Genomic DNA, 24,721 nt, shown 5'->3' on the forward strand with positions numbered 1-24,721 from the left:
GTGCGTATTTCTACTTCCCAGTTTTACGAAACCAGCTCCGCGAACTATCAGCGCAACTTTTCCAACGTGGTCAAGACCGGCCAGCAGGCCAGCGACAACATTCGCGTGCGTACCGCTGCCGATGATCCGGTAGGGGCAGCGCGCCTGCTGCAACTGCAACAGCAGAGCAACCTGATCGACCAGTACGATGGCAACATCACCAACGTGCGCAACAGCCTGGGCACCTCCGAGTCGACCCTAAACGGCATTACCAACATCCTGGCGCGGGTCAAGGAACTGGCCATCAGCGCCGGCAGCGGTGGCTACACCGACGCCGACCGCAAGGCCGATGCCCAGGAACTGACCCAGCTCGAAGAGCAGCTCTACAGCCTGATGAACAGCCGTGACGAGAACGGCAAATACCTGTTCTCCGGCTCCCGTGGCGACACCCCGCCCTACGTGCGTAACGCCGACGGTACCTACACCTACCAGGGCGACCAGAGCACCCTGAGCCTGCAGGTCGGTGACATGCTCACCATGGCGACCAACGAGAGTGGCTACAGTGTGTTCGAACAGGCGCTGAACACCAGCCGCAGCCAGACCAAGCTGACCTCGCCGGCCGTGGATGACGGCCGTGTCAGTCTGTCCAATGGCCAGGTCTCGGGCAGCACCCAGTACAACGATCGTTTCCGTGGTGGCGAGCCGTACACCATCACCTTCACCAGCAGCACGCAGTTCAAGATTACTGACGCAGCCAACAACGACGTGACCCTGGAAGCCACCGGTGAAGGCGCCTTCGACCCGAAAAAGCCGGCCAACATCACCTTCCGTGGTGTCGAGATGCGCCTGGACATCAACCTGACGGATGCCGACAAGGCCAACCCGGACGCGGTCATCGCCGGTCACAGCTTCTCGCTAAGCTCCAAACCCGACGAAGTCAGTGGCTCGCGCAGCGCCGGCAATACCTCGTCATCGCAGATCACCGGAGCCAAGATTACCGACCAGACGGCGTACCACAATGCCTTTCCTGGCGGTGGCGCGATCATCAAGTTCACCAGTGCCTCGGCCTATGAAGTGTATGCCCAGCCAATGGGGCCGGATGCGCGCCCGGTGGCCACTGGCAACCTGACCGGTACCCCGGCGACCAAGGCCAATATTGCCGGTGTCGACTTCGACTTCTCGGCAGTGCCGGCTAGCGGCGACCAGTTCTCGGTCAAGGTCGATACCCATCAGACCCAGAATATCCTCGACACCATCTCGGAGTTTCGCAAGGCGCTTGAATTGCCGGTCGACAACAACCTGGCGGCGCGGCAGAAATACCAGGGGGCTTTGCAGTCGGCCATCGGTAACCTGGAAAGCGGCGCCAACAAGGTTGCCGAGGCGATCAGCTCGATCGGTGCCCGGGGTGCCGCTCTGGACGTCCAGGCCGATACCAACGAAAGCCTGAAGATGGCCAATACCAAGACTCAGAGTTCGATCCGTGACGCCGATCCGGCCGATGTGCTGATCCGCCTGAACCTGCAGCAGACAATGCTGCAGGCGTCGCAATTGGCGTTCACCAAGATCTCCTCGCTGAGCCTGTTCAACCGGCTCTGATACATCTTTGCGCAACATCACCGGGTGATGCCCCCCTGTCGGCATCACCCGGATCCCTCTCCAGGCCTACCACTATGATCGAACAACCCCTCGTCAGCATCGCCATTCCTGCCTTCAACCCCGAGTTCTTCAGTCGCGCGCTGCTCAGTGCCATCTCCCAGAGCTACACCAACCTTGAGGTCATCGTTTGCGACGACAGCCAGGGTGACGATATCAAGGCTATTTTCGATGAGAGGGTTGCGCAGGCAAGCTGCGAGCTACGCTATTCGCGCAACCCGACGACCCTGGGCTTTGCCGGTAACCTGCTGCAATGCCTGGAGCACTCCCAGGGCGAGTTCATCAAGTTTCTCTGTGACGACGACTGGTTGATCGAAAACTGCATCGAGCAGCAGGCGCGGATCATGGCCGATTGCCCCGAGGTCAACATGGTGGTCAACCACCGGCTGATCTGCGCGGCGGACGAGACGCTGTTGCCGCCGCGGCCGGCCAACTGCGTGATTGCCCCTTGCAGCGCGATCCTCAACGGCGGTGACATGCTCGATGCGGTCACCAGCAAGGTTCCCAACCTGTTTGGCGGCATCAGTCACATGCTCATGCGCCGGGCTGCGGTAGAGCAGTACCTGCCGCAGTTGGTGCAGCAGGGCGCAGGGTTCGTTGCGCGCCTGGACATGGCGCTGTACATGTGCCTGTTGCGCCGTGGGCACCTGGCCTACCTGTCCAACATGCTCAGTATCGAGCGGGTCCATGCCGGTCGTCTGAGCCATCAGGCCGGCATCACCTTGGCACACAAGACCGAGAGCGAATGGTTGCAACAGATGCTCGCCGCCAATACCGGCGAAGCGCCGCCGGCTACAGGCTGGATTCGCTATGTGGCGCTTGAGGACTTTCGCCCGGGCGAGGCGCTGGAGTGGGACGAATATGAACTGACCCGCTTGTACGCCGGGCAGATGGGCCACTATCAGCAGCAAGTCGGTACCCACAGCCTGAGCTTTGCCGAGCTCTACGCCGAGTGGCTTGAGTGCCGCACCTTGTCGCCCGCGCAGATCAGCCTGCTGCCCAAGCGGATTGAGCAATGGCCACGACAACCGCGCATCGTTGCTGTGGTGTTCGATCCGCAGGGCGAGGCGATGCCGCTGAAGTCGACACTCGACAGCCTGGCCGCCCAGTCTTATGCGGCGCATCAGGTCTGGGTGCTTGGCACTCAAGAGCTGTCTGCGAGTGATGCGGGTGTCGAGTACAGCGCTTTGCGTGGCAATGGTTTTGAACAGCTCAATGCGCGGATCGCCAGGGCCGAATCGGCAGACTGGGTGTTGCTGCTACGCGCCGGTGATCGCCTGCATCCTCATGCCCTGGTGATCATGGCCGAGCGCCTGGCCTTGCACGCTGACCGATTGTGCCTGTACACCGATGAGGGCAGTGACGATAACCTGCAGGTTGGCCAGCCGATCTTCAAACCCGACTTCAACCTCGATCTGATGCGCAGCTTCCCCTATGTCGGACGAATGCTGGCCTTCGAGCGGACCCGGCTGTTGGAACTGGGCGGCTTCACGGCTGATTATGACGTCCTGGCGCCGCAAGACCTGCTCTGGCGGTTGGTTGAAAGCCATGGCTTGCAGGTGGTCGAGCACGTCGCCGAACTGCTGGTGCAATGTCAGTACAGCTATTCCAGCTGGCAGTCCGAGCCGGCCTGCCTGGCCCAGGCACCACGCGTATTGCAGGCGCACCTGCAGCGCCTGGGTATCGAGGCCGAGCTGGTATCGGCGCACAACAGCATGTTGACCCGAGTGCTGTACCAGCACGCTGATACGCCCGCGGTATCGATCATCATCGTGGCCGGGCAAGACCTGCAGGCGCTTCGGCGCTGTGTCGAATCGATTTTCGAGCACACCGCCTACCGCAACTATGAAGTACTGATCGCCACCAAGGGTGACGAGCCTCAGGACCTGCGGTCCTGGCTTGCTGCGATGCGGCAACTGGGCAGCGATCAGTTGCGCATTGTCCAGGCCGCGGACAGTGCCGGGCAGCAACTGATCAACCAGGCCGCCGAGCAGGCGCGAGGCAGCTATCTGTTGCTGGTCGACCCTGGCTGCCTGATGTTCGATGCCCAGTGGCTGAGCGAATTGATGCGCCAGGGCCAGCGTCCGGAAGTCGGCATTGTCGGTCCGAAGATGTGCAGCAGCGCCGGCATGGTGGTCAATGCCGGGCTGCTACTGGGTGTGCATGGCCTGGCGGGAAGCCCGTTCTACGGTCAGCCGATCGACGCCGGTGGTTACATGAACCGCTTGCTCGCGGTGCAGAACCTCAGCGCTGTCAGCGCCCATTGCCTGCTGGTGCGGCGCGACCTGTTCGATGCGCTGGGTGGCCTGGATGTCCAGGCATTCAGCGTTGAGTTGCTCGACGCCGATTTCTGCCTGCGTGCGCGTGAGCAGGGTTACCTGGTGGTCTGGACACCGTTTTCGATGGTGGCGCGCCTGTCAGTCGAGCAGGTTGTCGACACTAAGGCGATAGAACGGGACCAGCGCGCCTTCTACCAGCGCTGGCTGCCCCTGGTGGCCAACGATCCGGCCTACAACCGCAACCTTAGCCTGAAGCTGTCCAGCTACAACCTGGAACCGGGTTTGCGTAGTGGTTGGGACCCGTTCATCAGCCGGCCATTGCCCTATGTGCTGGCGTTGCCGGTCAACACCACGGCGGTTGGGCATTACCGGGTGGTGCAGCCATTTACCGAGCTGGAGCGGGCCGGCTGGATCCAGGGCCAGCTGGATTACGCCACGCCCAACACTATCGAAATGGAGCGTTGCAAGCCGGACTCGATCATCCTGCAGTGCCGTTACATGGCCAGTACCATTCGGGATATCGAGCGGGTCAAAACCTTTTCCAGTGCGCGGCGAATCTACGAGATCGACGACTACATCATCGACGTGCCGAAGAAGAATGCGCACAGCCGCAACATGCCGCAGAACATGCGCGAGCTGGTGAGCCGCGGCATTTCCCTGTGCGACCGCGTGGTGGTGTCGACCCAGCCGCTGGCTGATGCGCTGTCGAGCATGCACCATGATATCCGGGTGGTGCCGAACATGCTGGCGATGCACATGTGGAGCGACCTCAAGAGTCATCGACAAACCACCCTCAAGCCGCGTGTCGGCTGGGCTGGGGGCACCAGCCATCAAGGTGACCTGGAGCTGCTGGCCGAGGTGGTCCGCGAGCTTGCCGACGAGGTCGACTGGGTATTCTTTGGCATGTGCCCGGAGGTGCTCAGGCCCTACGTCAAGGAGTACCACACCGGCATTGCCATGTCGCTCTATCCGCAGAAGCTGGCGAGCCTGAACCTGGACCTGGCGCTGGCACCGCTGGAAACCAACCTGTTCAACGACTGCAAGAGCAACTTGCGCTTGCTCGAGTATGGCGCCTGCGGCTTCCCCGTGGTGTGTTCCGATACCAAGGCCTATCAGGGCTACCTGCCTTGTACGCGGGTGGCTGGCAACTCGACGCAGGCCTGGCTGGAAGCGATCCGCATGCATCTGGACGATCCCCAGGCCAGTTATCGCCAGGGCGATGCACTGCGCGAAGTGGTGCTGCGCGACTTCATGCTGACACCCGACAAGCTTCAGCACTGGGCTAACGCCTGGTTGGCCGATTAACGACAGTGGCCGGCCTTGATGCTGGCCATGACAGAAAACATGAGAACTAGGTGCACTATGGGCGAACAAGCAATCGGTTGTGCAGCGCTGCTGGATGACGTCACCGTCGTCTTGCTGGGTCAGGACGAGCCTGGCTATTCAGGGCGCGCCGCTCACTATTACCAGGCGCGCTTTGCACACCTGCAGACACTCGTAGCGCCGGCGTCGCAAACGTCGGTCGGTGACTGGTCCGGGCAGGTGCTGCAGACCCTGGAGCAGGTCGATACCGCGTTTGCGGTGCTGACGCTGGAGTGTGATTTCCTCCTGACCGATGGCATCGCTGCGGCGGTGCAAGCCTTGCAAGGCGACGCCGATTACGTAATGGCTCAAGGTTACTCGCTGGGTTACCAGCCTGGTAATGGCGACGTGGCCTACTACAAGATCGGCTCTGCGCCCAAGGCTCAGTTGCATGCCAGCAACGCCCTGGGGCGCATTGCCGTGCATGCCGAGTACGGTTTGCAGGCGTGGCGGGCAGTGGTCAGGACCGAGGTGTTGAAAACTGCGGTGCGCAGCGTGCCGGCGAACCTGTCGTTCGAAAGCTGGTGTGTGGCAGTTTCCTATGGGCTGCTGGCCCAGGGCGCTTCGCGGCTGCTGGCGCACACCAGTGCGATGGTCGAATACCGTCCCTGGAGTCTTTCCGAGCAGGCTCGCGAAGAGTTGCTGAGCCAGGCCGTGCGCCAGCTCCAGCACTGGGATGGCGAGCAGGCAGCGGTATTTACCAGTGCCAAGGGGTTCGAAGTCCTCAACGCCTTCGTGCGCAATACCCACTCGCGCTGCGAGGCGCCATTGCTGTTCACTTCGCGCTGGGACAGCCTGTCGTCCGAACCGCAAGTGACGTTCGAGCCAACCCAGTTTGTCGATATGCCGTACTACAACGGCGGCGTGTTCGGTCAGTTGCGCTCGAGCGAGTTCATGGTCCATGCCTGGCCCGCCGGCCAGCTTCACAGTCGGGCGCTGGAAGGTACCTGGGTACGGCAGCAGGCATTGCTTGCCGAGCATCCCAACGATACCGCCGAGAGCCTCATGGCCCGCTACTGGCAGGCCTTTGCACTGGGTGTGTTCAACCCGCAGGTTTGCCAGCGCCTGCTGGCAGGCCTGGGCGAGCAGGACCAGGGGCTGCGCCGCGACCTGGGCACCTGGCTGGAACAGCTCCAATTGCTGCCGGCTACCGCTGTGCAGGCGCAGCTGGCGAGCACGCCTTCGGGCAAGGTGTTGGCGGCAATCGCTGCGGCCAACCCGGACAGCGCCGCCCGCGAGCGCATTTTTGCCCACCTGGGGAAAACCCCGGCGCCGCAGATAGCCTTTGTGGTGATCGATCTTGCGGACGATAACGCAGGTTTGCAGGATACCTTCGACAGCCTGGTCGCCAGTGGATTGCGCAACTTCAAGATTGTCGTGCTCAAGGCCGGCGAGTTGCCGGCCATCACTACAGCCCGGGATGCCCTGCACTTTATCAAGGTTTCGCCGGCCAACATGGTTGCGCACCTGAACCAGGTGGTACGCCAGCTTTCCAGCGAATGGCTGTTGATGTTGCAGGCGGGCGATGTACTGGCTACCGGCGGCTTGCTGCGTTTGCAGGTCGAGCTGCCCGGCGCCCAGGCGTGCCATGCGATCTGCGCCAACGAAGTTCAGCGCGACAGCGACGGGCGCCTGCTCAGTGTCGTACGTCCTGGTTGCGACCTGGACCTGCTGCGCAGCCGTCCTGACCTGATGGCCCGGCATTGGCTGGTGCGTCGCCAGGTCATTGTCGACCTGGGCGGTTACAGCGAAGACTGTGCGCAAGCGCTGGAATTCGATCTGCTCCTGCGTCTGGTCGAAGCCAGCGGTATCAGCGGCATGGCCCACCTGGACGAGTACCTGGTGATCGGCCAGCAAGCGCCGGAGTCGATGGCTGGGCAAGCCCTGACCACCCTCAAGCGTCATTTGAACGTGCTGGGTTATCGTGGTCAGGTCAATGAAAGTACCGACGGTACCTTCCAGGTTGACTTCCGTCATCCGCAGACCCCGCAAGTGAGCATTGTGCTGGTTGCCGATTCCGATCTCGAGCAGCTCAAATCAAGCCTGGCAAGCGTGGTCCAGCGTACTCGCTATGCCCGCTACGAGGTGATCGTCACCTGCGAGGCGGCCAATGCCGAGGCGGTAGCCGCAGGCCTTGCCACGGTGCAGGGGCTGGGGTCGCGGGTACGCTTGTTTGCCTGTGAGTCGTCGGTGCGGGCACAGATGGTCAACCAGGCTGCGGCCCAGGCCCAGGGGCAGTACCTGGTGCTGATGTCGAGCCGCAGCGAGGTAGTGTCACCGGCCTGGATCGAGTCTCTGCTCAACCAGGCTCAGCGTCCTGAAGTGGGAGTTGTCGGTTGCCAGATGTTCGATCGCGATGGCGTCATCAGCCATGCCGGTTACGAGCTGCTCGGCAGTGGCCTGGTACGCAATGCCCGGCAGGGCGCTTCGCGTGTGCGAGTGACATTGCCCGGGCTGGAAGCGGTAAGAGGTTGCCAGGCGGTGTCGGCTGACTGCCTGATGGTGGGCAAGGCGTTGTTCGAGCAGAGTGCCGGGCTGGATGAACAGCTTGCGGGCGGTACCGATGTCGACCTGTGCCTGAAGGCTGCACAAGCCGGTTTGCTGACGATCTGCGTACCCCAGGCGCAAGTGCTTAACATCGCCGTGCCAGTGCCTGCGCGGGAACAGTGCCAGGCGCTGGTTCAGCGCTGGCCGGCGGCCTTCAGCACCCGTGTTGTGGTCGATGTCGAGCATGGCGTTGACGTTTCGCGTGTAGTAGTGGCCGGTGGCAACGGCGTGCTCGAGTGGTTGCCTTAACAGGCCTCTGGCGCGAAATATGCAGAGCCGGGCGCAATGCCCGGCTTTTTCATGCCTGCGATTCGCTAAGCCCCCGTGTCTACAGCCTTGTGCTCCTGCACTGGCAGGGGGCGATGGCAGATTATTGACAGTTCGCCTCGCAGGCCACCGCCGTTGCCTGGGCAACCTGTCCTTGGCTGTCGGGTTTCCAACCAATTCTGGAGTTTGAAGATGTCGAATACCCTGGGCGTTGATGGGTATAGGCTTGAGCAGGCGATGGCTCGCTTGCAGCTGATCTATACCAAGCCGGCGCATCCCTACTACATTGCGGCGCCGGATTACCGGGAGACGTCTTCAGGAGTCTGCACGCTTCATTACCTGTGCCACGCGTTGAACCTGAGCGGCCGCGAGGCCTATATCTGCGGCGGCAAGGTGGTCAACCCCGAGCTGAAAACGCCACTGCTCGACCAGGCGACCGCCGATCGCCATATCGCCAGCGGCAAGGTGCCCATTACGGTCTATCCGGAAGTCACCAGCGGCAACCCGCTCAGCGGCAAAGTAGTCGCACGCTACCTTTTGAACGTCGAGGGCTTCCTGACGGGCAGGGCGATGGAGGAAGAGCCGGACGATCTGCTGTTCTATTACGATGCGCGGATCGCCGCCAAGAAGGGGGTCAGTGTCGCCGACCTGCTGTGCTTCCCAATTATCGATATCTCGCTGTTCAATGCACCTGATCCGAGCGTGCCGCGCCAGGGGCATTACCTGTATCAGAACCGGCATCCTCTGGATCAGGTGGACTACGCCTCGTTGCCGGCAGACATTCGCCTGCTCAGTGTTGCCAACCCGCTGTCGCTGGTTGAACTGGCCAAGGTTCTGCGCAGTGCCGAAGCGCTCTACAGCTATGAATGGTCGATGACCTGTGCCATTGCTGTGCTGTGCGGTTGCCCGGTGATCTTCATGGCCGGGCACAGCGTCGATCAGGTGTTTCTCGACGGTATCTTCTTCGGCAGGCAAGGTTTTGCCTTGTCGGATGAAGCCGATGCGCTGCAGGTCGCCCGTGCCGGGGTGCAGGGGGCCTTGCAGCGTTACGTCGCGGTCACCGAGCCGTTCTGGCAGCAGCTGGATGTCTTCATTGAAAAAACCCAGGCGGCAGCGCAACAGCAGGCACTGGCGGACAAGCAAGGCATGCTGGCCTGGCTCGAGCAGCGCTGCCCTCAAGAACCGCAGCGCGCGGCATTGATGCAGCGCCTGGGCAGCGGCCACGCGCCGATGCTGGGCGTGCTGGTGCTGGGGAATGACGCCGTTGATCAGGCGTTGATGCGTACCCTCGAGAGCCTTGCTCCCGATCAGTGCCTTTATCGCCACCTGCAGGTGGTGACCCTCGGGGCTGCGTCGCCAGCGCCAGACGTGCCGGGGTTATCGGTGCACCACCGGCCGTGCCAGGCAGCGCAGCGTAGCGAGGTCATCAACCGGGTCGTGGCCGACAGCGGCTGCGACTGGTTCATGGTGGTCGAAGCGGGGGTCGAGTTCACCCCTGGCGGTTTGTTGCTGGTGGCCCTGGAGCTTGCCAATGCAGCCGATGACTGTGTTGCCGCCTACGCTGACGAAGCCATGCGCATGGGCAACGGCTCGTTGGGTATTTCGCTTCGGCCAGACCTGAACCTTGATCTGCTATTGAGCCTGCCGGCCAGTGTCTCGCCGCATTGGCTGTTGCGAAGTAGCGCGTTCCTGGCGCTAGGCGGCTTTGATACCGGCTGTGGCCAGGCGTTCGAGCTGGAGTACCAGCTGCGTCTGGTCGAGCAGCGCGGCTTGAGTGGTATCGAGCATATCAGTGAGCCGCTGTTGGTCAGCGAAGCGTTGCGCTTCGCTGACTGTGCCAGCGAGCGGGAGGTGGTAGGGCGTCATCTCAAGGCCCGGGGCTATGCTCAGGCGCACGTCGATTCGCACCTGCCTGGCCACTATCGACTGGACTATGGGCATGCCGATCAGCCCATGGTGAGCATTGTGATTTTGCTCGATGGCGCCCTCGAACAGTTCCAGCGCTGCATTGAGGCGCTGTTGCAGCACACCGACTACCCCTGCTACGAGGTCCTGCTGCTCGATCCGGGAAGTGACGAACCGCAAGTGCGCCAATGGTTGCAGGGGATCGAGCAAATTGGTGGCGATCAGTTGCGGGTGCTGTCTTTTGCCCAGGGCCAGTGCCCAGCACTGTTGCGCAATGATGCAGGGCGACTGGCGCGCGGCGAGTACCTGCTGTGGCTGGATGCGACAGCGGCACCGATTGCCAAGGGCTGGTTGCAGCAGTTGCTCAATCACGCCCAGCGTCCGGAAGTCGCAGCCGTGGGCGCCAAGCTGCTGTCGATGAACGGCAGGATTCACCACGCTGGGCTGGTTCTGGGCTTGCGCGGGCCGGTGGGTCGGGTTTTTGCCGGCTACGCCCACAGTGACTCCGGTTACATGCAGCGGCTCACGGTCGATCAGAATTACTCAGCGCTCAGCGGTGAATGCCTGATGGTGCGCCGCGACCTGTTTGTCGAGGCCGGCGGGTTTGACGAGTCGCCTGCGCTGGCGCGCTGGATGGACGTCGATCTGTGCTTGCGCCTGCGCCAGGCCGGTTACCTCAACGTCTGGACGCCTCATGCACAACTGTTAATCGACAGGCCGGCAATGGCCGATGCCAACGTGGAAGAAGAGGACGCCTTGTACGCCCGCTGGTTACCGGTGCTGGCCCATGATCCGGCCTACAACCGCCATCTGTCGCTGGCCCATGCCGGTGGCTTCAAGGTCGCCAGCCTGCAGTCGACCTGGCAGCCGCCACAGGGGCAGCGAGAGGTGCCGGTGCTAGTGGTCCATCCGCTTGATCAGGGTGAACTGGGCCATTCGCGGGTAGTGCGTCCATTCAATGGCTTGAAGGCTGCCGGCTACATCGATGGCCGGGTGGCGCCGGGGTTGACGCCTCTGGTCGAGCTGGAACGCCTGGCAGCGGATGTAGTGGTGTACCAGGGTGGGCTGGATGCACCGCGCCTTGAGATCATGCGGCGGATTCAGGTGTTCTCGCGTGCCTTCACGGTTCTGGAACTGAGCGACTACCTGCCGGATCTGCCGATGGGCAGTGCCCGCCGTGAGAGCCTGGGCGAGGATGTGTTCCACAGCCTGCAGCAAGCCCTGGGGTGCGTCGACCGCCTGGTGGTACCGACGGCGGCACTGGCGCAGGCGTTTGCCGGCCTGCACGGCGATATCCGGGTGGTCGAGACGCGCTTGTCGATCGACGCCTGGCGCCATGTAAAGGGGCAACGCCGAACGGCTGGCCGGCCTCGGCTGGGGTGGGTCGGCAGCAGCGAGCAGGCAGGTGACCTGGAGGTTATCGCGCCCGTGATCAAGGCCTTGGCTGCGAATGTCGAGTGGGTTTTCTTCGGCTTCTGCCCCAATAGCCTGCGGCCCTATGTACACGAGTACCACGAGGGCGTCGAAGTGCAGCAGTACCCACAAAAGCTGGCAGGCTTGAACCTGGACCTCGCTCTGGTGCCGTTGCAGCAGACCCTGTTCAATGTTTGCAGAGGTAACCTGCGTCAACTGGAGTTCGGCGCATGCGCCGTGCCGGTGATCTGCAGCGACATCGGCCAGGAGCAGGACGACTTGCCCGTTTCCCGTGTGCACAACAGCTACGAACACTGGATCGAGGCCATTGGCCTGCACCTGGCCAACCTTGATGCTGCCCAGCGCCGGGGTGATGAGCTCAGGGATGCCGTTCATCGGTGCTGGATGCTCGACGAGGATCATCTGCAGCGTTGGCGCAGCGCCTGGTTACCCGCCTGACCCCCAGCTGACCCCGCGTCCACCGCGTTGGCCGAGTCGATCGGCAGCGCGATGGATGGCATGCTCGTCCAGTGTCGCCAGCCTCCCGGGGTGCCATTCTCAGCGTCGACGCCAGCCAAACCAGCAATCTTTGATAGTCATAAAGTGCCAGTGTCTGACATTTGTGATGGGTAATCTTTGTGCAACAGTGACTTGGCAGTCGAAACGGGCATCTTTAATCTATTGAGTCGTCGGGCGGTACTGGCGGGCGGGGTGCGCGCAGGCTCGCAAGCCCTTGGTTACCAGGTTCCAGTGCCCGTGAAAATCCGCATATCTATCGGGAAGCCACAATGATTGGCATCAAAAGCATTGCGAGTTACGTACCTGTCGAGGGTGTGGACAACTACGCCCAGGGTGCGAAATTCGCCAAGGACCAGGAATTCATTCTCGGCAAGATCGGTTCGACCTTCCTGCCGCGCAAAGACGCAGGCCAGGAAACCTCCGATCTGTGTGTGGAGGCGGTAAAGGCCCTGTTCGCTGCCAATCCGAGCCTGGTGCCTGAGTCCATCGACGCCCTGATCGTCGTTACCCAGAACGGCGACGAAGAAGGTTTGCCGCACACTGCTGCCATCGTCCAGGACAAACTGGGCCTGCCGACCCACGTGGCGGCCTTCGATATTTCCCTGGGCTGCTCGGGCTATGTCTACGGCTTGTATGCCATGAAAGGCTTCATGGAGGCGGCGGGGCTGAAAAACGGCCTGCTGATCACCGCTGACCCGTACTCGAAAATCGTCGACCCGCAAGATCGCAACACCACCATGCTGTTCGGTGATGCCGCGACCGTCACCTGGATGGGCGAGGGCGCCCAATGGCAATTGGGCAAGGCCAAGTTCGGAACCGACGGTGGCGGCGCTGCGCACCTGAAAGTCAGTGATGGGGTGTTCTTCATGAACGGCCGCCAGGTCTTCAACTTTGCCTTGCTCAAGGTACCGGCGCACTTGCATGAACTGCTGGGCGAAAGCCAGTTGGCACCGGCTGACATCGACCTGTTCTGCATCCACCAGGGCAGTGCGGCGATTGTCGACGCCGTCGCCCGGCGCTTCGAGGATGACCCGGACAAATTCGTCAAGGACATGGTCGAGACGGGTAACACTGTGTCGTCGAGCATTCCGTTGCTGCTTGAGAAGCACGTGCTCGGTTCGCGCCACCAGCGCGTTGCCTTGAGCGGCTTCGGTGTAGGTCTTTCGTGGGGCTCGGCGATTATCGAGCGCAACGACTGATTTCTGCGCCAGCCTGAAAGTAGAGCGCTGCCGGTTGCCCGGTGGCGCTTTTTTTATCTCCAGCATTTATCGGTAAGTGTTTTTTTGGCGTCAAACCCTTGATTTCATTGGGGTGGCAGGGTGCCATTAAAAAATTTGCAAAAACCCCTAAAGCAACCGCGCCAGACGACGATAACTATTACGAAGGTTCTCTAGGCCACACCCGGCGGATGCCAGGGCCGGAAGCCGCAGTATCCCAAACACGAGGAATTCGTCATGGCATTAACCGTTAACACCAACACTACCTCCCTGGGCGTTCAGAAGAACCTGAACCGCGCTTCCGACGCTCTGAGTACCTCGATGAGCCGTCTGTCCTCCGGCCTGAAAATCAACAGCGCCAAAGACGACGCCGCCGGCCTGCAGATCTCTACCCGTATGACCTCGCAGATCCGCGGTCAGACCATGGCAATCAAAAACGCCAACGACGGTATCTCGATCGCCCAGACCGCTGAAGGCGCGATGCAAGAGCAGGTCAACATCCTGCAGCGTATGCGTGAACTGGCTCTGCAATCGCGAAACGACTCGAACGATTCGACTAACCGTACCTCGCTGGACAACGAGTTCAAGCAGATGTCTGCGGAACTGACTCGTATCGCCCAGTCCACCCAGCTGAACGGCAAAAACCTGCTGGACGGTTCGGCTAGCACCATGACCTTCCAGGTTGGTTCCAACACTGGCGGCGAAAACCAGATCAGCATCGACCTGAGCGCCAAGTTCCTGGCCAGCGACCTGGGTATCACCAGCGCCATTACCATCGCCGGTAGCGACAGCACCACTGCCCAGACCAACTTCTCGGCTGCCATGGGCGCGATCGACTCCGCTCTGGCGAAGATCGGTACCGCTCGTGCTGACCTGGGTGCGGTGCAGAACCGTATGACCAGCACCATCAACAACCTGCAAAACATCAACGAGAACGCCGAAGCTGCTCGTGGTCGCGTACAAGATACCGACTTCGCCGCTGAAACCGCTCAGATGACCAAGCAGCAAACTCTGCAACAAGCTTCGACTTCGGTTCTGGCCCAGGCCAACCAACTGCCGTCGGCTGTACTGAAGCTGCTGGGCTAATCACTCGGTAGTTGTCGGCGGGGGAGTGCATCTACGGCACTCCTCCGCCTTTTGCATTGAGAGGTGGTGACATGGATATGAGCGTCAAGCTGAACCTGTCTTACCCGACGGTGAAGCCGGTCGAGCCGACCACCGAACGCCCTGCGGCCAAGCCCGTAGCGGCAGTTGAAGCCATCACGCCAGCCAAGGATGCCGCCGACAAGGGGCTGTCCGAAGCTGAGAAGGTCAAGAGCGCGGTCAAGGACATCGAGAAGTTCCTTGCCTCATCGCGACGTAACCTTGAATTTTCCACGGATGAAGAATCCGGCCGAATTGTAGTAAAAGTCATCGCCAGTGAAACCGGAGAGCTGATCCGCCAACTTCCTTCGGAAGAGGCGTTGAAGATCGCTCACAGTCTCAGCGATGTAAACAGCCTGCTGTTCAATGCCAAGGCCTGAAGCTGGCAGCTGAACCGCAAGTTCGCTAGTCTGGCAAGGCTAGGGCGGCGCGTAACCATGAGGGAGTAGCAATGGCGAGTACAATTTTACCGAGTCTGGGTCTGGGTTCCGGCGTAGACATCAACAAGATCGTTGATGTGCTCGTCAAGGCGGATACCGATCCCAAGTCGAATCAGATCAAGCGCCAGACCGCCAATAACACGGCCATGCTTTCCGGGGTAGCGTCGCTCAAGAGTGCGCTTTCTGTTTACCAGGAAGCGATGAAAAAGCTCAACGATCCGAAGGCGCCAGCCTTCAGTGCCTATACCGCGACTTCCAGCAGTGACACCACGGTCAAGGCCACGTCGAACAACAAGGCTGTGCCCGGTACCTACACCGTTCTGGTCGACAAGCTGGCGACCGCGTCCAAGGTGGCCAGCCAGAACTTTGCCGGCGGGGCCAGCACGTCGATCCCTGAAGGCGACCTGACCATTACCCAGGATGGCGTGGTCCACACTGTGAAGGTGGGGGCAGGTGCGACCTTGCAATCGGTTCGCGACTCGATCAACTCGTCGCTGGCCGAGCAGGGCATCACTGCCAACATCGTCAATGGCAAGGACGGCTCGCGCCTGGTCTTCAGCTCGACCAAGACCGGTGAGGGTACCGATATTTCAGTCGACGGTATCGCCGAGCTGAAGATCAACGGTACTACCAAAATGAACGGTGATGGTGCCGGCTACATCGACGGCCTCGCCCAGGACGCCGAGCTGAGCATCGACGGCCTGAAGGTTACCAGCAAGTCCAATACCGTCGACGGCGCAATCAGTGGCATGAGCCTGGAGCTGCTGCAGGTCACTGCCACGGACAAGCCTATCAAGGTAACGGTCGGTGAAAACACTGCCGGCCTGAAGGCCTCGGTGCAGAACTTTGTCGATGCCTACAACACCCTGGTCAAGGCGGCCAATAGCCTGACGGCGGTGTCCAAGGATGCTGACGGCAAGACTGTGCTCGGGCCGCTGACCAACGATCCGACCACGCGCTCGATGCTGTCGGACTTGCGCAAGCAGTTGGCGACCGAGTCGGGCAGTGGTCGTCTGACCACCCTCAGCCAGTTGGGTATCAACACGGCAAAGGACGGTACCCTGGAGTTCAACTCCACCAAGTACGATGCCGCGATGAAGGACAAGAAGCTCGGCCCGGACGTGCAGGAGCTGTTCACCGGCACTGACGGCGTGTTCGCGCACATGACCAAGGCGGTCGAGCCGTACCTGCAGACAGGTGGCATCCTCGATACCCGCAAGGCTGGCCTGGACAAGCTGCAAAAGGACCTCGACAATCAGCAGTTGGCCCTGGACCGGCGCATCACTTCGCTGACCGAATCCCTGACCAAGCGCTACGTGGCCATGGATACCCTGGTCGGCAAGCTCGAAGCCCAGCGCAAGAACATCGCCTCGATGTTCGCCTCGATCGAAGCGCAGCAGAAAAACTCCTGATCGAACGTTGTGCCAGAAGCCCGGCAGTACCCCTAGGGGGACTCCGGGCTTTTTGCTGGGCGGCCTAAAGTTTTTTGACGCGCAGGCGATACAAGCGGTATATGAAACCTTTTTTGCGGTGACGAGGTAGAACATGAATCCGATGTTGGCCCTTCGGCAGTACCAGAAAGTCAACGGCGTGGCCCAGACCTCCGTGGCCAGCCCGCATCGTCTGGTGCAGATGTTGATGCAGGGCGGCCTGGATCGCATTGCCCAGGCCAAGGGCGCCATGGCGCGTAACGACGTGGCTCAGCGCGGTATCCTGATTGGCAAGGCGATCGGTATCGTCGGCGGTCTGCGTGAAGGTCTGGACCTGGAAAACCATGCTGATTCGCTGACTGACCTGGATAACCTGTATTCGTACATGAGCAAGCGCCTGGTCGAGGCGAACGTGCAGAACGATCCGGAAATCCTCAACGAAGTGGCGCGCCTGCTGATTACCGTCAAGGAAGGCTGGGATGCGATCGGCGATCAACTCACCGACGCCTAGGAGATTGCAATGAGTGTCGTGCTCGAACGTATCGAACAAACCCGCGAAGCATTGCTGGGTGCCCTGGCCAGTCGCGACTGGGAGGCGATCAGCGAGCTCGACGTCAGTTGCCGCCTGTGTGTGGACGATGTGTTGGCCGAAGCGTCGGTGGATGAGCTGACGCTGCGCAGCAAGCTTGAAGAGTTGCTGGGCGTCTACAAGGAATTAATTGAGGTTGCAAGTGGGGAGCGTCAATCAATAGTCGATGAGATGACGCAGATCCGACAAGCCAAAAACGCGGCAAAGGTATACCATTTGTTCAGCTGAAGCTGGGCAAAACCAAAAAGCAGTGCGCCATAAATTTGACTATGTACGGTTTTTTGACTTAACTAGTGGCTGTTTTCTAATTTCAGACGTCCGAACACTGACCGTTCAGTCGGAATGATGTCGAGCTTGCCCTTACAAGGGCGCCGAGATGACTAGGGAAGTTGTTATTGCATGTGGCGTGAAACCAAAATTCTCCTGATCGATGACGATAGCGCTCGCCGCCGTGATCTGGCGGTAGTGTTGAATTTTCTTGGCGAAGAAAATCTGCCCTGCTCGAGCCATGACTGGCAGCAGGTTGTCGAGTCGTTGTCATCCAGTCGTGAAGTGCTCTGTGTCCTGATCGGGACCGTGAATGCTCCGGCAAGTCTGATGGGCTTGCTTAAGACAGTGGCTGGATGGGATGAGTTCCTTCCGGTTCTGCTTTTGGGCGAAATTTCTTCTGCCGAGCTGTCGGACGACCTGCGCCGTCGCGTACTCTCCAACCTCGAAATGCCGCCGAGCTACAGCAAGTTGCTCGATTCGCTGCACCGTGCCCAGGTCTATCGCGAGATGTACGACCAGGCCCGCGAGCGCGGCCGTCAGCGCGAACCCAATCTGTTCCGCAGCCTGGTTGGCACCAGCCGGGCGATCCAGCATGTGCGGCAGATGATGCAGCAAGTGGCCGACACCGACGCCAGCGTGCTGATCCTCGGCGAGTCGGGCACCGGCAAGGAAGTGGTCGCGCGTAACCTGCACTACCACTCCAAGCGCCGCGAAGCACCGTTTGTGCCAGTCAACTGCGGGGCGATTCCGGCCGAGCTGCTGGAAAGCGAACTGTTCGGCCACGAGAAGGGTGCCTTTACCGGAGCGATCACCAGCCGTGCCGGGCGTTTCGAGCTGGCCAACGGCGGCACCCTGTTCCTCGACGAAATCGGCGACATGCCGTTGCCGATGCAGGTCAAGCTGTTGCGCGTGCTGCAGGAGCGCACCTTCGAGCGCGTGGGCAGCAACAAGACCCAGAGCATCGATGTGCGCATCATCGCCGCGACCCACAAGAACCTCGAAAGCATGATCGAGGTGGGGACCTTTCGCGAAGACCTGTACTACCGCCTCAACGTCTTCCCCATCGAGATGGCCCCGCTGCGCGAGCGCGTCGAGGACATCCCGCTGCTGATGAACGAGCTGATCTCGCGCATGGAGCACGAGAAGCGCGGTTCTATCCGCTTCAACTCCGCCGCGATCATGTCGCTGTGCCGGCATGGCTGGCCGGGCAACGTCCGCGAGCTGGCCAACCTGGTCGAGCGCATGGCGATCATGCACCCGTACGGGGTGATCGGCGTGTCGGAGCTGCCAAAGAAATTCCGTTACGTCGACGACGAGGACGAGCAACTGGTCGACAGCCTGCGCTCGGACCTCGAAGAGCGCGTGGCGATCAACGGCCATACCCCGAACTTCGCCAGCCACGCGATGCTGCCGCCTGAAGGCCTGGACCTCAAGGACTACCTCGGTGGCCTGGAGCAGGGCCTGATCCAGCAGGCGCTGGATGATGCCAACGGTATCGTCGCTCGCGCCGCCGAGCGCCTGCGCATTCGTCGCACCACCCTGGTGGAGAAGATGCGCAAGTACGGCATGAGCCGCCGCGAAGGGGATGAGCAGGCGGAGGATTGACGCCTGAGTGGCCATGGTGAGTTGCGCAATGCGCTCATCATGGCCAATAACCCTATCTTTCAAAGGGCTGTAACGCCCGTCCCGCCGGCCTTTACCGCCGCCCCGCAGCTTTGCTCGCAGCCACTTCCAAACTATCCGGCACGGCTATTGCTATATCGCTGGCAACACACCGTTTTATGACGGTCAGTCACGCGAGAGAGCACGATGCCCCAGGTCGCCACCATCTCCTGTGTCCCTGAGCCGAAGGGGCCCAACGCCGCCGAGCAGGAAAGCCGTCTTGGTCTTGAGCAGGCTTTTGCCATGTTCGATCAGGTTTCCAGCCAGCTCAGTGAGTCCTATAGCTTGCTTGAAGCCCGGGTCACCGAGCTCAAGGGCGAGCTGGCGGTGGTCAGCGCCCAGCGTATGGCCGAGCTTGCCGAGAAAGAGCGCCTGGCCAACCGCCTGCAGAACCTGCTGGCGCTGCTGCCCGGTGGGGTCATCGTCATCGACGGCCTGGGCCGGGTGCGTGAAGCCAACCCTGCTGCCAGCGACCTGCTGGGCGAGCCGCTGGTGGGCGAGCTGTGGCGTGAAGTGATCGCCCGCAGCTTTGCCCCCCGTGAGGATGACGGCCACGAAGTATCGCTACGCGATGGCCGGCGCCTGTCGATTGCCACCCGTTCGCTGGATGCCGAGCCCGGGCAGTTGGTGCTGCTTAACGACCTGACCGAAACCCGTCACCTGCAGGACCAACTGGCGCGCCACCAGCGCTTGTCGTCGCTGGGGCGCATGGTTGCGTCGCTGGCCCACCAGATCCGCACGCCGCTGTCGGCGGCCATGCTCTATGCCAGTCACCTGGCCGAGCAGAGCCTGCCGGTGGAAACCCAGCAACGCTTTGCCGGCAACCTCAAGGAGCGCCTGCACGAACTTGAGCATCAGGTGCGCGACATGCTGGTGTTCGCCCGCGGCGAGTTGCCGCTGACCGATCGGCTGACACCCAAGGCGTTGTTCCAGGCCCTGCAGCAGGCCGCGCAGACCCACGTCCAGGGTCATGCGGTGCGCTGGCAGTGCGACAGTCACCTGGGTGAGTTGCTGTGCAATCGCGACACCCTGGTCGGCGCCATGCTCAACCTGATCGAGAACGCCCTGCAGGCCAGTGGCGAACCTGCGCGGCTCAAGGTTCACCTGTACCGGCGCGGGCAGATTCTGCACCTGTGCATCAGCGATGCCGGCGCTGGTATCGACAGTGCCTTGCTGGCCCGTTTGGGCGAGCCGTTCCTGACCACCAAGGCCACCGGCACCGGCTTGGGCCTGGCGGTGGTCAAGGCCGTGGCCAGGGCCCACCAGGGCAGTTTGCAATTACGTTCGCGACCCGGTCGCGGCACCTGCGCCCGGATCAGCCTGCCGCTGATCGGCGCGCAGTCGGTGGAGACAGAGTAATGAAAGCAATCAAGGTGCTGCTGGTCGAAGATGACCGCGCCCTGAGACAGGCACTGGCCGATACCCTGGAGCTAGGTGGCTTTGCCTACCAGGCCGTAGGCTCGGCCGAAGAAGCGCTGGAAGTGGTCGCTGGCGAGGCGTTCAGCCTGGTGGTCAGTGATGTAAACATGCCAGGCATGGATGGCCACCAGTTGCTGGCCCTGTTGCGCGCGCGCCAGCCGCAGTTGCCGGTGTTGCTGATGACTGCGCATGCCGCCGTCGAGCGTGCGGTCGAGGCGATGCGTCAAGGCGCTGCCGATTACCTGGTCAAGCCGTTCGAACCCAAGGCGCTGCTTGAGCTGGTGGCGCGTCACGCCCTGGGTGTGGCCGGCGCTGGCGAAGGCGACGGGCCGGTGGCGCGCGAGCCTGCCAGTGCGCAGTTGCTGGAGCTGGCGGCGCGGGTCGCGCGCAGCGATTCGACCGTGCTGATCTCGGGTGAGTCCGGCACCGGCAAAGAAGTGCTGGCGCGCTACATCCATCAGCAATCGTTGCGCGCCGAGCAGCCGTTCGTGGCAATCAACTGTGCGGCGATCCCCGACAACATGCTCGAAGCCACCCTGTTCGGTCACGAGAAGGGCTCGTTTACCGGCGCCATTGCCGCCCAAGCCGGCAAGTTCGAGCAGGCCGACGGCGGTACCTTGCTGCTCGACGAGATTTCCGAAATGCCTCTGGGGCTGCAGGCCAAGCTGCTGCGGGTGCTGCAGGAGCGTGAAGTGGAGCGGGTCGGTGGGCGCAAGCCGATTGCCCTGGACATTCGCGTGGTCGCCACTACCAACCGTGACCTGGCCGGCGAAGTGGCGGCGGGGCGTTTTCGTGAAGACCTGTTCTATCGCCTGTCGGTGTTCCCGCTGGCGTGGAAGCCGCTGCGCGAGCGTAGCGCCGATATTCTGCCGCTGGCCGAGCGTTTGCTGGCGCGCCACGTCAATAAAATGAAGCATGCGCCCGTTCGCCTGTCGCCTGAGGCGCAGGCCTGCCTGCAGGGTTACGCCTGGCCGGGCAACGTGCGGGAGCTGGACAACGCCATTCAGCGTGCCTTGATCCTGCAGCAGGGTGGGGTGATCGAGGCGGCGGATTTCTGTCTCGCCGGGGTCCTGCCGATGTTCGCTGCAGCACCGGTCGCCGAAGTCGCATCAAGCGAGGCCGAGGCCGCAGGGGGCTTGAGCGATGACCTGCGCCGTCATGAATTCCAGACGATCATCGACACCTTGCGCGCCGAGCGTGGCCGCCGCAAGGAGGCTGCCGAGCGCCTGGGCATAAGCCCGCGCACCCTGCGCTACAAGCTGGCGCAGATGCGCGATGCCGGTATGGATGTCGAAGCCAGTCTGTACGCCAGCTGAGCTGCTATTGAATTAGAGTTTTTGTTCGGGCCGCAGGCAGAGCTGGCACTCTTGTTGCTATGTCCTGCCTATCCGCTGCGTGAGTGTCAAAAAAATGCGGGCCGTCGGAGAGAGAAGTCCATGAGCCAAGGTGTTGAATTTAATCGATTGATGTTGGACATGCGGGCCATGCAAATGGACGCCATGTCGATGCCGAAGGCTGCCGCGGCGCCTGAGGTCGGCTCCAGCAGTTTTGCCGATATGCTCGGCCAGGCCGTCAACAAGGTCAACGACACCCAGCAGGCTTCCTCGCAGCTGGCCACTGCCTTCGAAATCGGCAAGAGCGGGGTCGACCTGACCGACGTAATGATTGCTTCGCAAAAAGCCACTGTGTCGTTCCAGGCCTTGACCCAGGTGCGCAACAAGCTGGTGCAGGCCTATCAAGACATCATGCAGATGCCGGTATAAGGGCGAGATTGAGTCATGGCCGAAGCAGTCGTCGATAACGTGCCCGCGAAAAGCAGCGGGGCAGCGCCCAAGCCGCCGTTGTTCGGCATGTCGTTCCTGGAAAACATCTCGCAGATGCCCATGCTGCGTCAGGTTGGCCTGCTGGTCGGTCTGGCCGCGAGCGTGGCCATCGGTTTTGCCGTGGTGCTGTGGTCGCAGCAACCGGACTACCGGCCGCTGTACGGCAGCCTCGCCGGCATGGACACCAAGCAGGTCATGGAAACCCTGGCCGCTGCCGATATCCCCTACAACGTCGAACCCAATTCCGGTGCCTTGCTGGTCAAGGCCGACGATATTTCCCGTGCCCGCCTGAAGCTGGCCGCCGCCGGCGTAGCGCCGAGCGATGGCAATGTCGGTTTCGAGATTCTCGACAAGGAGCAGGGCCTGGGCACCAGCCAGTTCATGGAGGCCACCCGTTACCGTCGTGGCCTGGAAGGCGAACTGGCGCGGACCATCTCCAGCCTCAATAACGTCAAGGGTGCGCGTGTGCACCTGGCGATCCCGAAGAGCTCGGTGTTCGTTCGCGATGAGCGCAAGCCAAGTGCCTCGGTACTGGTCGAGCTGTACCCGGGCCGCGCCCTGGAAGCCGGTCAGGTGATGGCTATCGTCAACCTGGTGGCAACCAGCGTGCCGGAACTGAACAAGTCCCAGGTGACCGTGGTCGACCAGAAGGGCAACCTGCTCTCCGACCAGGTCGAGAACTCCGAGCTGACCATGGCCGGCAAGCAGTTCGACTACAGCCGCCGCATGGAAGGCCTGCTCACCCAGCGTGTGCACAACATTCTCCAGCCGGTGCTGGGCAACGACCGCTACAAGGCCGAAGTGTCGGCTGACTTAGACTTCAGCGCGGTCGAATCCACCTCCGAGCAGTTCAACCCCGACCAGCCGGCGCTGCGCAGTGAGCAGTCGGTCAACGAACAACGCTCCAGCAGCATGGGCCCGCAAGGCGTGCCGGGTGCCCTGAGCAACCAGCCACCTGGCCCGGCCTCGGCGCCGCAAACCACCGGTGGCACGCAAACCGCTGCCAGCGCCATCCAGCCCGGCCAGCCATTGCTCGATGCCAATGGCCAGCAGATCATGGACCCGGCCACCGGCCAGCCGATGCTTGCACCGTACCCGGCCGACAAGCGTCAGCAGTCGACCAAGAACTTCGAGCTTGACCGTTCCATCAGCCACACCCGCCAGCAGCAGGGTCGCCTGACCCGCCTGTCGGTGGCGGTGGTGGTCGATGACCAGCTCAAGGTCGACCCGGCCACCGGTGATGCCGCCCGCACGCCGTGGGCTGCCGAAGACCTGGCGCGCTTTACCCGCCTGGTGCAGGACGCGGTCGGCTTCGATGCCAGCCGCGGCGACAGTGTCAGCGTGATCAACGTGCCGTTCGCCGCCGACCGTGGCGAGGTGATCGCCGAGATTCCGTTCTACTCGCAGCCATGGTTCTGGGACATCATCAAGCAGGTCATGGGCGTATTGTTCATCCTGGTCCTGGTGTTCGGCGTGCTGCGTCCGGTGCTTAACAACATCACCGGCAATGGCAAGCAAGGCGCCGGTGCCGATGGCGACATGGAACTGGGCGGCATGCTTGGTCTGGATGGCGAACTGGCCAACGACCGCGTGAGCCTGGGTGGTCCGCAAAGCATTCTGCTGCCAAGCCCGAGCGAGGGTTATGACGCACAGCTCAATGCAATCAAGAGCCTGGTGGCCGAAGACCCGGGTCGTGTGGCCCAGGTCGTGAAAGAGTGGATCAACGCCGATGAGTGATAACCGAGCCCTTACCGCCAAACTGACCCGTGTCGACAAGGCGGCGATCCTGCTGCTGTCGCTGGGTGAAACCGATGCTGCGCAGGTGCTGCGGCACATGGGCCCCAAGGAAGTGCAGCGGGTCGGCGTGGCCATGGCGCAGATGGGCAACGTCCATCGCGAGCAGGTCGAGCAGGTAATGAGCGAGTTCGTCGAGATCGTCGGCGACCAGACCAGCCTGGGCGTCGGTTCCGACGGCTACATCCGCAAGATGCTCACCCAGGCCTTGGGCGAGGACAAGGCCAACGGCCTGATCGACCGGATCCTGCTGGGTGGCAACACCAGTGGCCTGGACAGCCTCAAGTGGATGGAGCCGCGCGCGGTCGCCGACGTCATCCGCTACGAGCACCCGCAGATCCAGGCCATTGTCGTGGCCTACCTGGACCCGGACCAGGCCGGTGAAGTGCTGGGCAACTTCGACCACAAGGTGCGCCTGGATATCATCCTGCGCGTTTCGTCGCTCAACACCGTGCAGCCGGCGGCGCTCAAGGAACTGAACCAGATCCTCGAGAAGCAGTTCTCGGGCAACTCCAACGCTGCGCGCACCACCCTGGGTGGTATCAAGCGTGCCGCGGACATCATGAACTTCCTCGACAGTTCCGTCGAAGGTCAGCTGATGGACGCGATCCGCGACATCGACGGCGACCTCTCCGAGCAGATCGAAGACTTGATGTTCGTCTTCAACAACCTGGCCGATGTCGACGACCGCGGTATCCAGGCGCTGCTGCGCGAAGTCTCCTCCGACGTGCTGGTGGTGTCGCTCAAGGGCGCCGACGAGAAGGTCAAGGAGAAGATCTTCAAGAACATGTCCAAGCGTGCCTCCGAGCTGCTGCGCGACGACCTCGAGGCCAAGGGCCCGGTGCGTGTCAGCGACGTCGAGACGGCGCAAAAGGAAATCCTCACCATCGCCCGCCGCATGGCCGAAGCCGGAGAAATCGTCCTCGGTGGCAAGGGCGGCGAAGAGATGATCTAAGACCTTATTGCGGGTCAAGCCCGCTCCCACAGCGCTCCTGTGGGAGCGGGCTTGA

General features: G+C 61.9%; 16 protein-coding genes. All 16 read left to right on the top strand.

Annotation, left to right across the window (positions count from 1 at the left end; translation table 11 throughout):
* The 16 genes from ABIE20_RS17805 to fliG all read left to right on the top strand — a co-directional run bounded on the left by ABIE20_RS17805 (position 1) and on the right by fliG (position 24,666).
* On the top strand, positions 1-1,575 hold the full coding sequence (locus ABIE20_RS17805; RefSeq protein ID WP_093385639.1) for a flagellar hook-associated protein 3: 1,575 nt from the start codon (positions 1-3) through the stop codon (positions 1,573-1,575).
* Between the two features lie 74 nt (positions 1,576-1,649).
* Positions 1,650-5,216, top strand: coding sequence for a glycosyltransferase (locus tag ABIE20_RS17810; RefSeq protein ID WP_429506277.1), 3,567 nt, complete (start codon positions 1,650-1,652; stop codon positions 5,214-5,216).
* A gap of 57 nt (positions 5,217-5,273) precedes the next feature.
* Complete coding sequence (locus tag ABIE20_RS17815; RefSeq protein WP_429506279.1) at positions 5,274-8,069, top strand: glycosyltransferase; 2,796 nt, start codon at positions 5,274-5,276, stop codon at positions 8,067-8,069.
* A 210-nt stretch (positions 8,070-8,279) separates the two neighbouring features.
* Positions 8,280-11,864, top strand: a complete 3,585-nt coding sequence (locus tag ABIE20_RS17820; RefSeq protein WP_429506280.1) for a glycosyltransferase family 2 protein — start codon at positions 8,280-8,282, stop codon at positions 11,862-11,864.
* A gap of 329 nt (positions 11,865-12,193) precedes the next feature.
* Positions 12,194-13,123 carry a ketoacyl-ACP synthase III gene (locus ABIE20_RS17825; RefSeq protein WP_401288115.1) on the top strand — a complete coding sequence of 310 codons (930 nt, stop codon included), beginning with the start codon at positions 12,194-12,196 and terminating at the stop codon, positions 13,121-13,123.
* A 255-nt stretch (positions 13,124-13,378) separates the two neighbouring features.
* The gene (locus tag ABIE20_RS17830; RefSeq protein WP_045200267.1) at positions 13,379-14,227 is read left to right on the top strand and encodes a flagellin domain-containing protein; all 849 of its coding nucleotides are present in this window, start codon (positions 13,379-13,381) and stop codon (positions 14,225-14,227) included.
* 71 nt (positions 14,228-14,298) lie between these two features.
* Entirely contained in the window at positions 14,299-14,664 is a 366-nt protein-coding gene (locus tag ABIE20_RS17835; RefSeq protein WP_429506281.1) for a flagellar protein FlaG, read from the top strand.
* 71 nt (positions 14,665-14,735) lie between these two features.
* Positions 14,736-16,136 carry a flagellar filament capping protein FliD gene (gene fliD, locus ABIE20_RS17840; RefSeq protein ID WP_429506282.1) on the top strand — a complete coding sequence of 467 codons (1,401 nt, stop codon included), beginning with the start codon at positions 14,736-14,738 and terminating at the stop codon, positions 16,134-16,136.
* 133 nt (positions 16,137-16,269) lie between these two features.
* Complete coding sequence (fliS, locus tag ABIE20_RS17845) at positions 16,270-16,665, top strand: flagellar export chaperone FliS (protein ID WP_115088085.1); 396 nt, start codon at positions 16,270-16,272, stop codon at positions 16,663-16,665.
* A 9-nt stretch (positions 16,666-16,674) separates the two neighbouring features.
* The gene (locus ABIE20_RS17850) at positions 16,675-16,971 is read left to right on the top strand and encodes a flagellar protein FliT (RefSeq protein WP_045200277.1); all 297 of its coding nucleotides are present in this window, start codon (positions 16,675-16,677) and stop codon (positions 16,969-16,971) included.
* 171 nt (positions 16,972-17,142) lie between these two features.
* Positions 17,143-18,618: a transcriptional regulator FleQ gene (fleQ, locus tag ABIE20_RS17855; RefSeq protein ID WP_429506285.1), complete on the top strand. Its 1,476-nt coding sequence runs from the start codon at positions 17,143-17,145 to the stop codon at positions 18,616-18,618.
* A gap of 204 nt (positions 18,619-18,822) precedes the next feature.
* Positions 18,823-20,034, top strand: coding sequence for a sensor histidine kinase (locus ABIE20_RS17860; RefSeq protein WP_429506286.1), 1,212 nt, complete (start codon positions 18,823-18,825; stop codon positions 20,032-20,034).
* Complete coding sequence (locus ABIE20_RS17865) at positions 20,034-21,410, top strand: sigma-54-dependent transcriptional regulator (RefSeq protein WP_429506288.1); 1,377 nt, start codon at positions 20,034-20,036, stop codon at positions 21,408-21,410. The genes ABIE20_RS17860 and ABIE20_RS17865 overlap by 1 nt, the downstream gene beginning before the upstream one ends.
* A gap of 120 nt (positions 21,411-21,530) precedes the next feature.
* Positions 21,531-21,857, top strand: coding sequence for a flagellar hook-basal body complex protein FliE (fliE, locus tag ABIE20_RS17870; RefSeq protein WP_429506290.1), 327 nt, complete (start codon positions 21,531-21,533; stop codon positions 21,855-21,857).
* 15 nt (positions 21,858-21,872) lie between these two features.
* The gene (gene fliF / locus ABIE20_RS17875) at positions 21,873-23,654 is read left to right on the top strand and encodes a flagellar basal-body MS-ring/collar protein FliF (protein ID WP_429506292.1); all 1,782 of its coding nucleotides are present in this window, start codon (positions 21,873-21,875) and stop codon (positions 23,652-23,654) included.
* Positions 23,647-24,666, top strand: a complete 1,020-nt coding sequence (fliG, locus tag ABIE20_RS17880) for a flagellar motor switch protein FliG (protein WP_045189054.1) — start codon at positions 23,647-23,649, stop codon at positions 24,664-24,666. The genes fliF and fliG overlap by 8 nt, the downstream gene beginning before the upstream one ends.
* The last annotated feature ends 55 nt before the right edge of the window (positions 24,667-24,721 follow it).

Origin of the sequence: Pseudomonas sp. 2835 (assembly GCF_050435905.1) — a bacterium.
In the GTDB taxonomy this organism is placed as follows: domain Bacteria; phylum Pseudomonadota; class Gammaproteobacteria; order Pseudomonadales; family Pseudomonadaceae; genus Aquipseudomonas.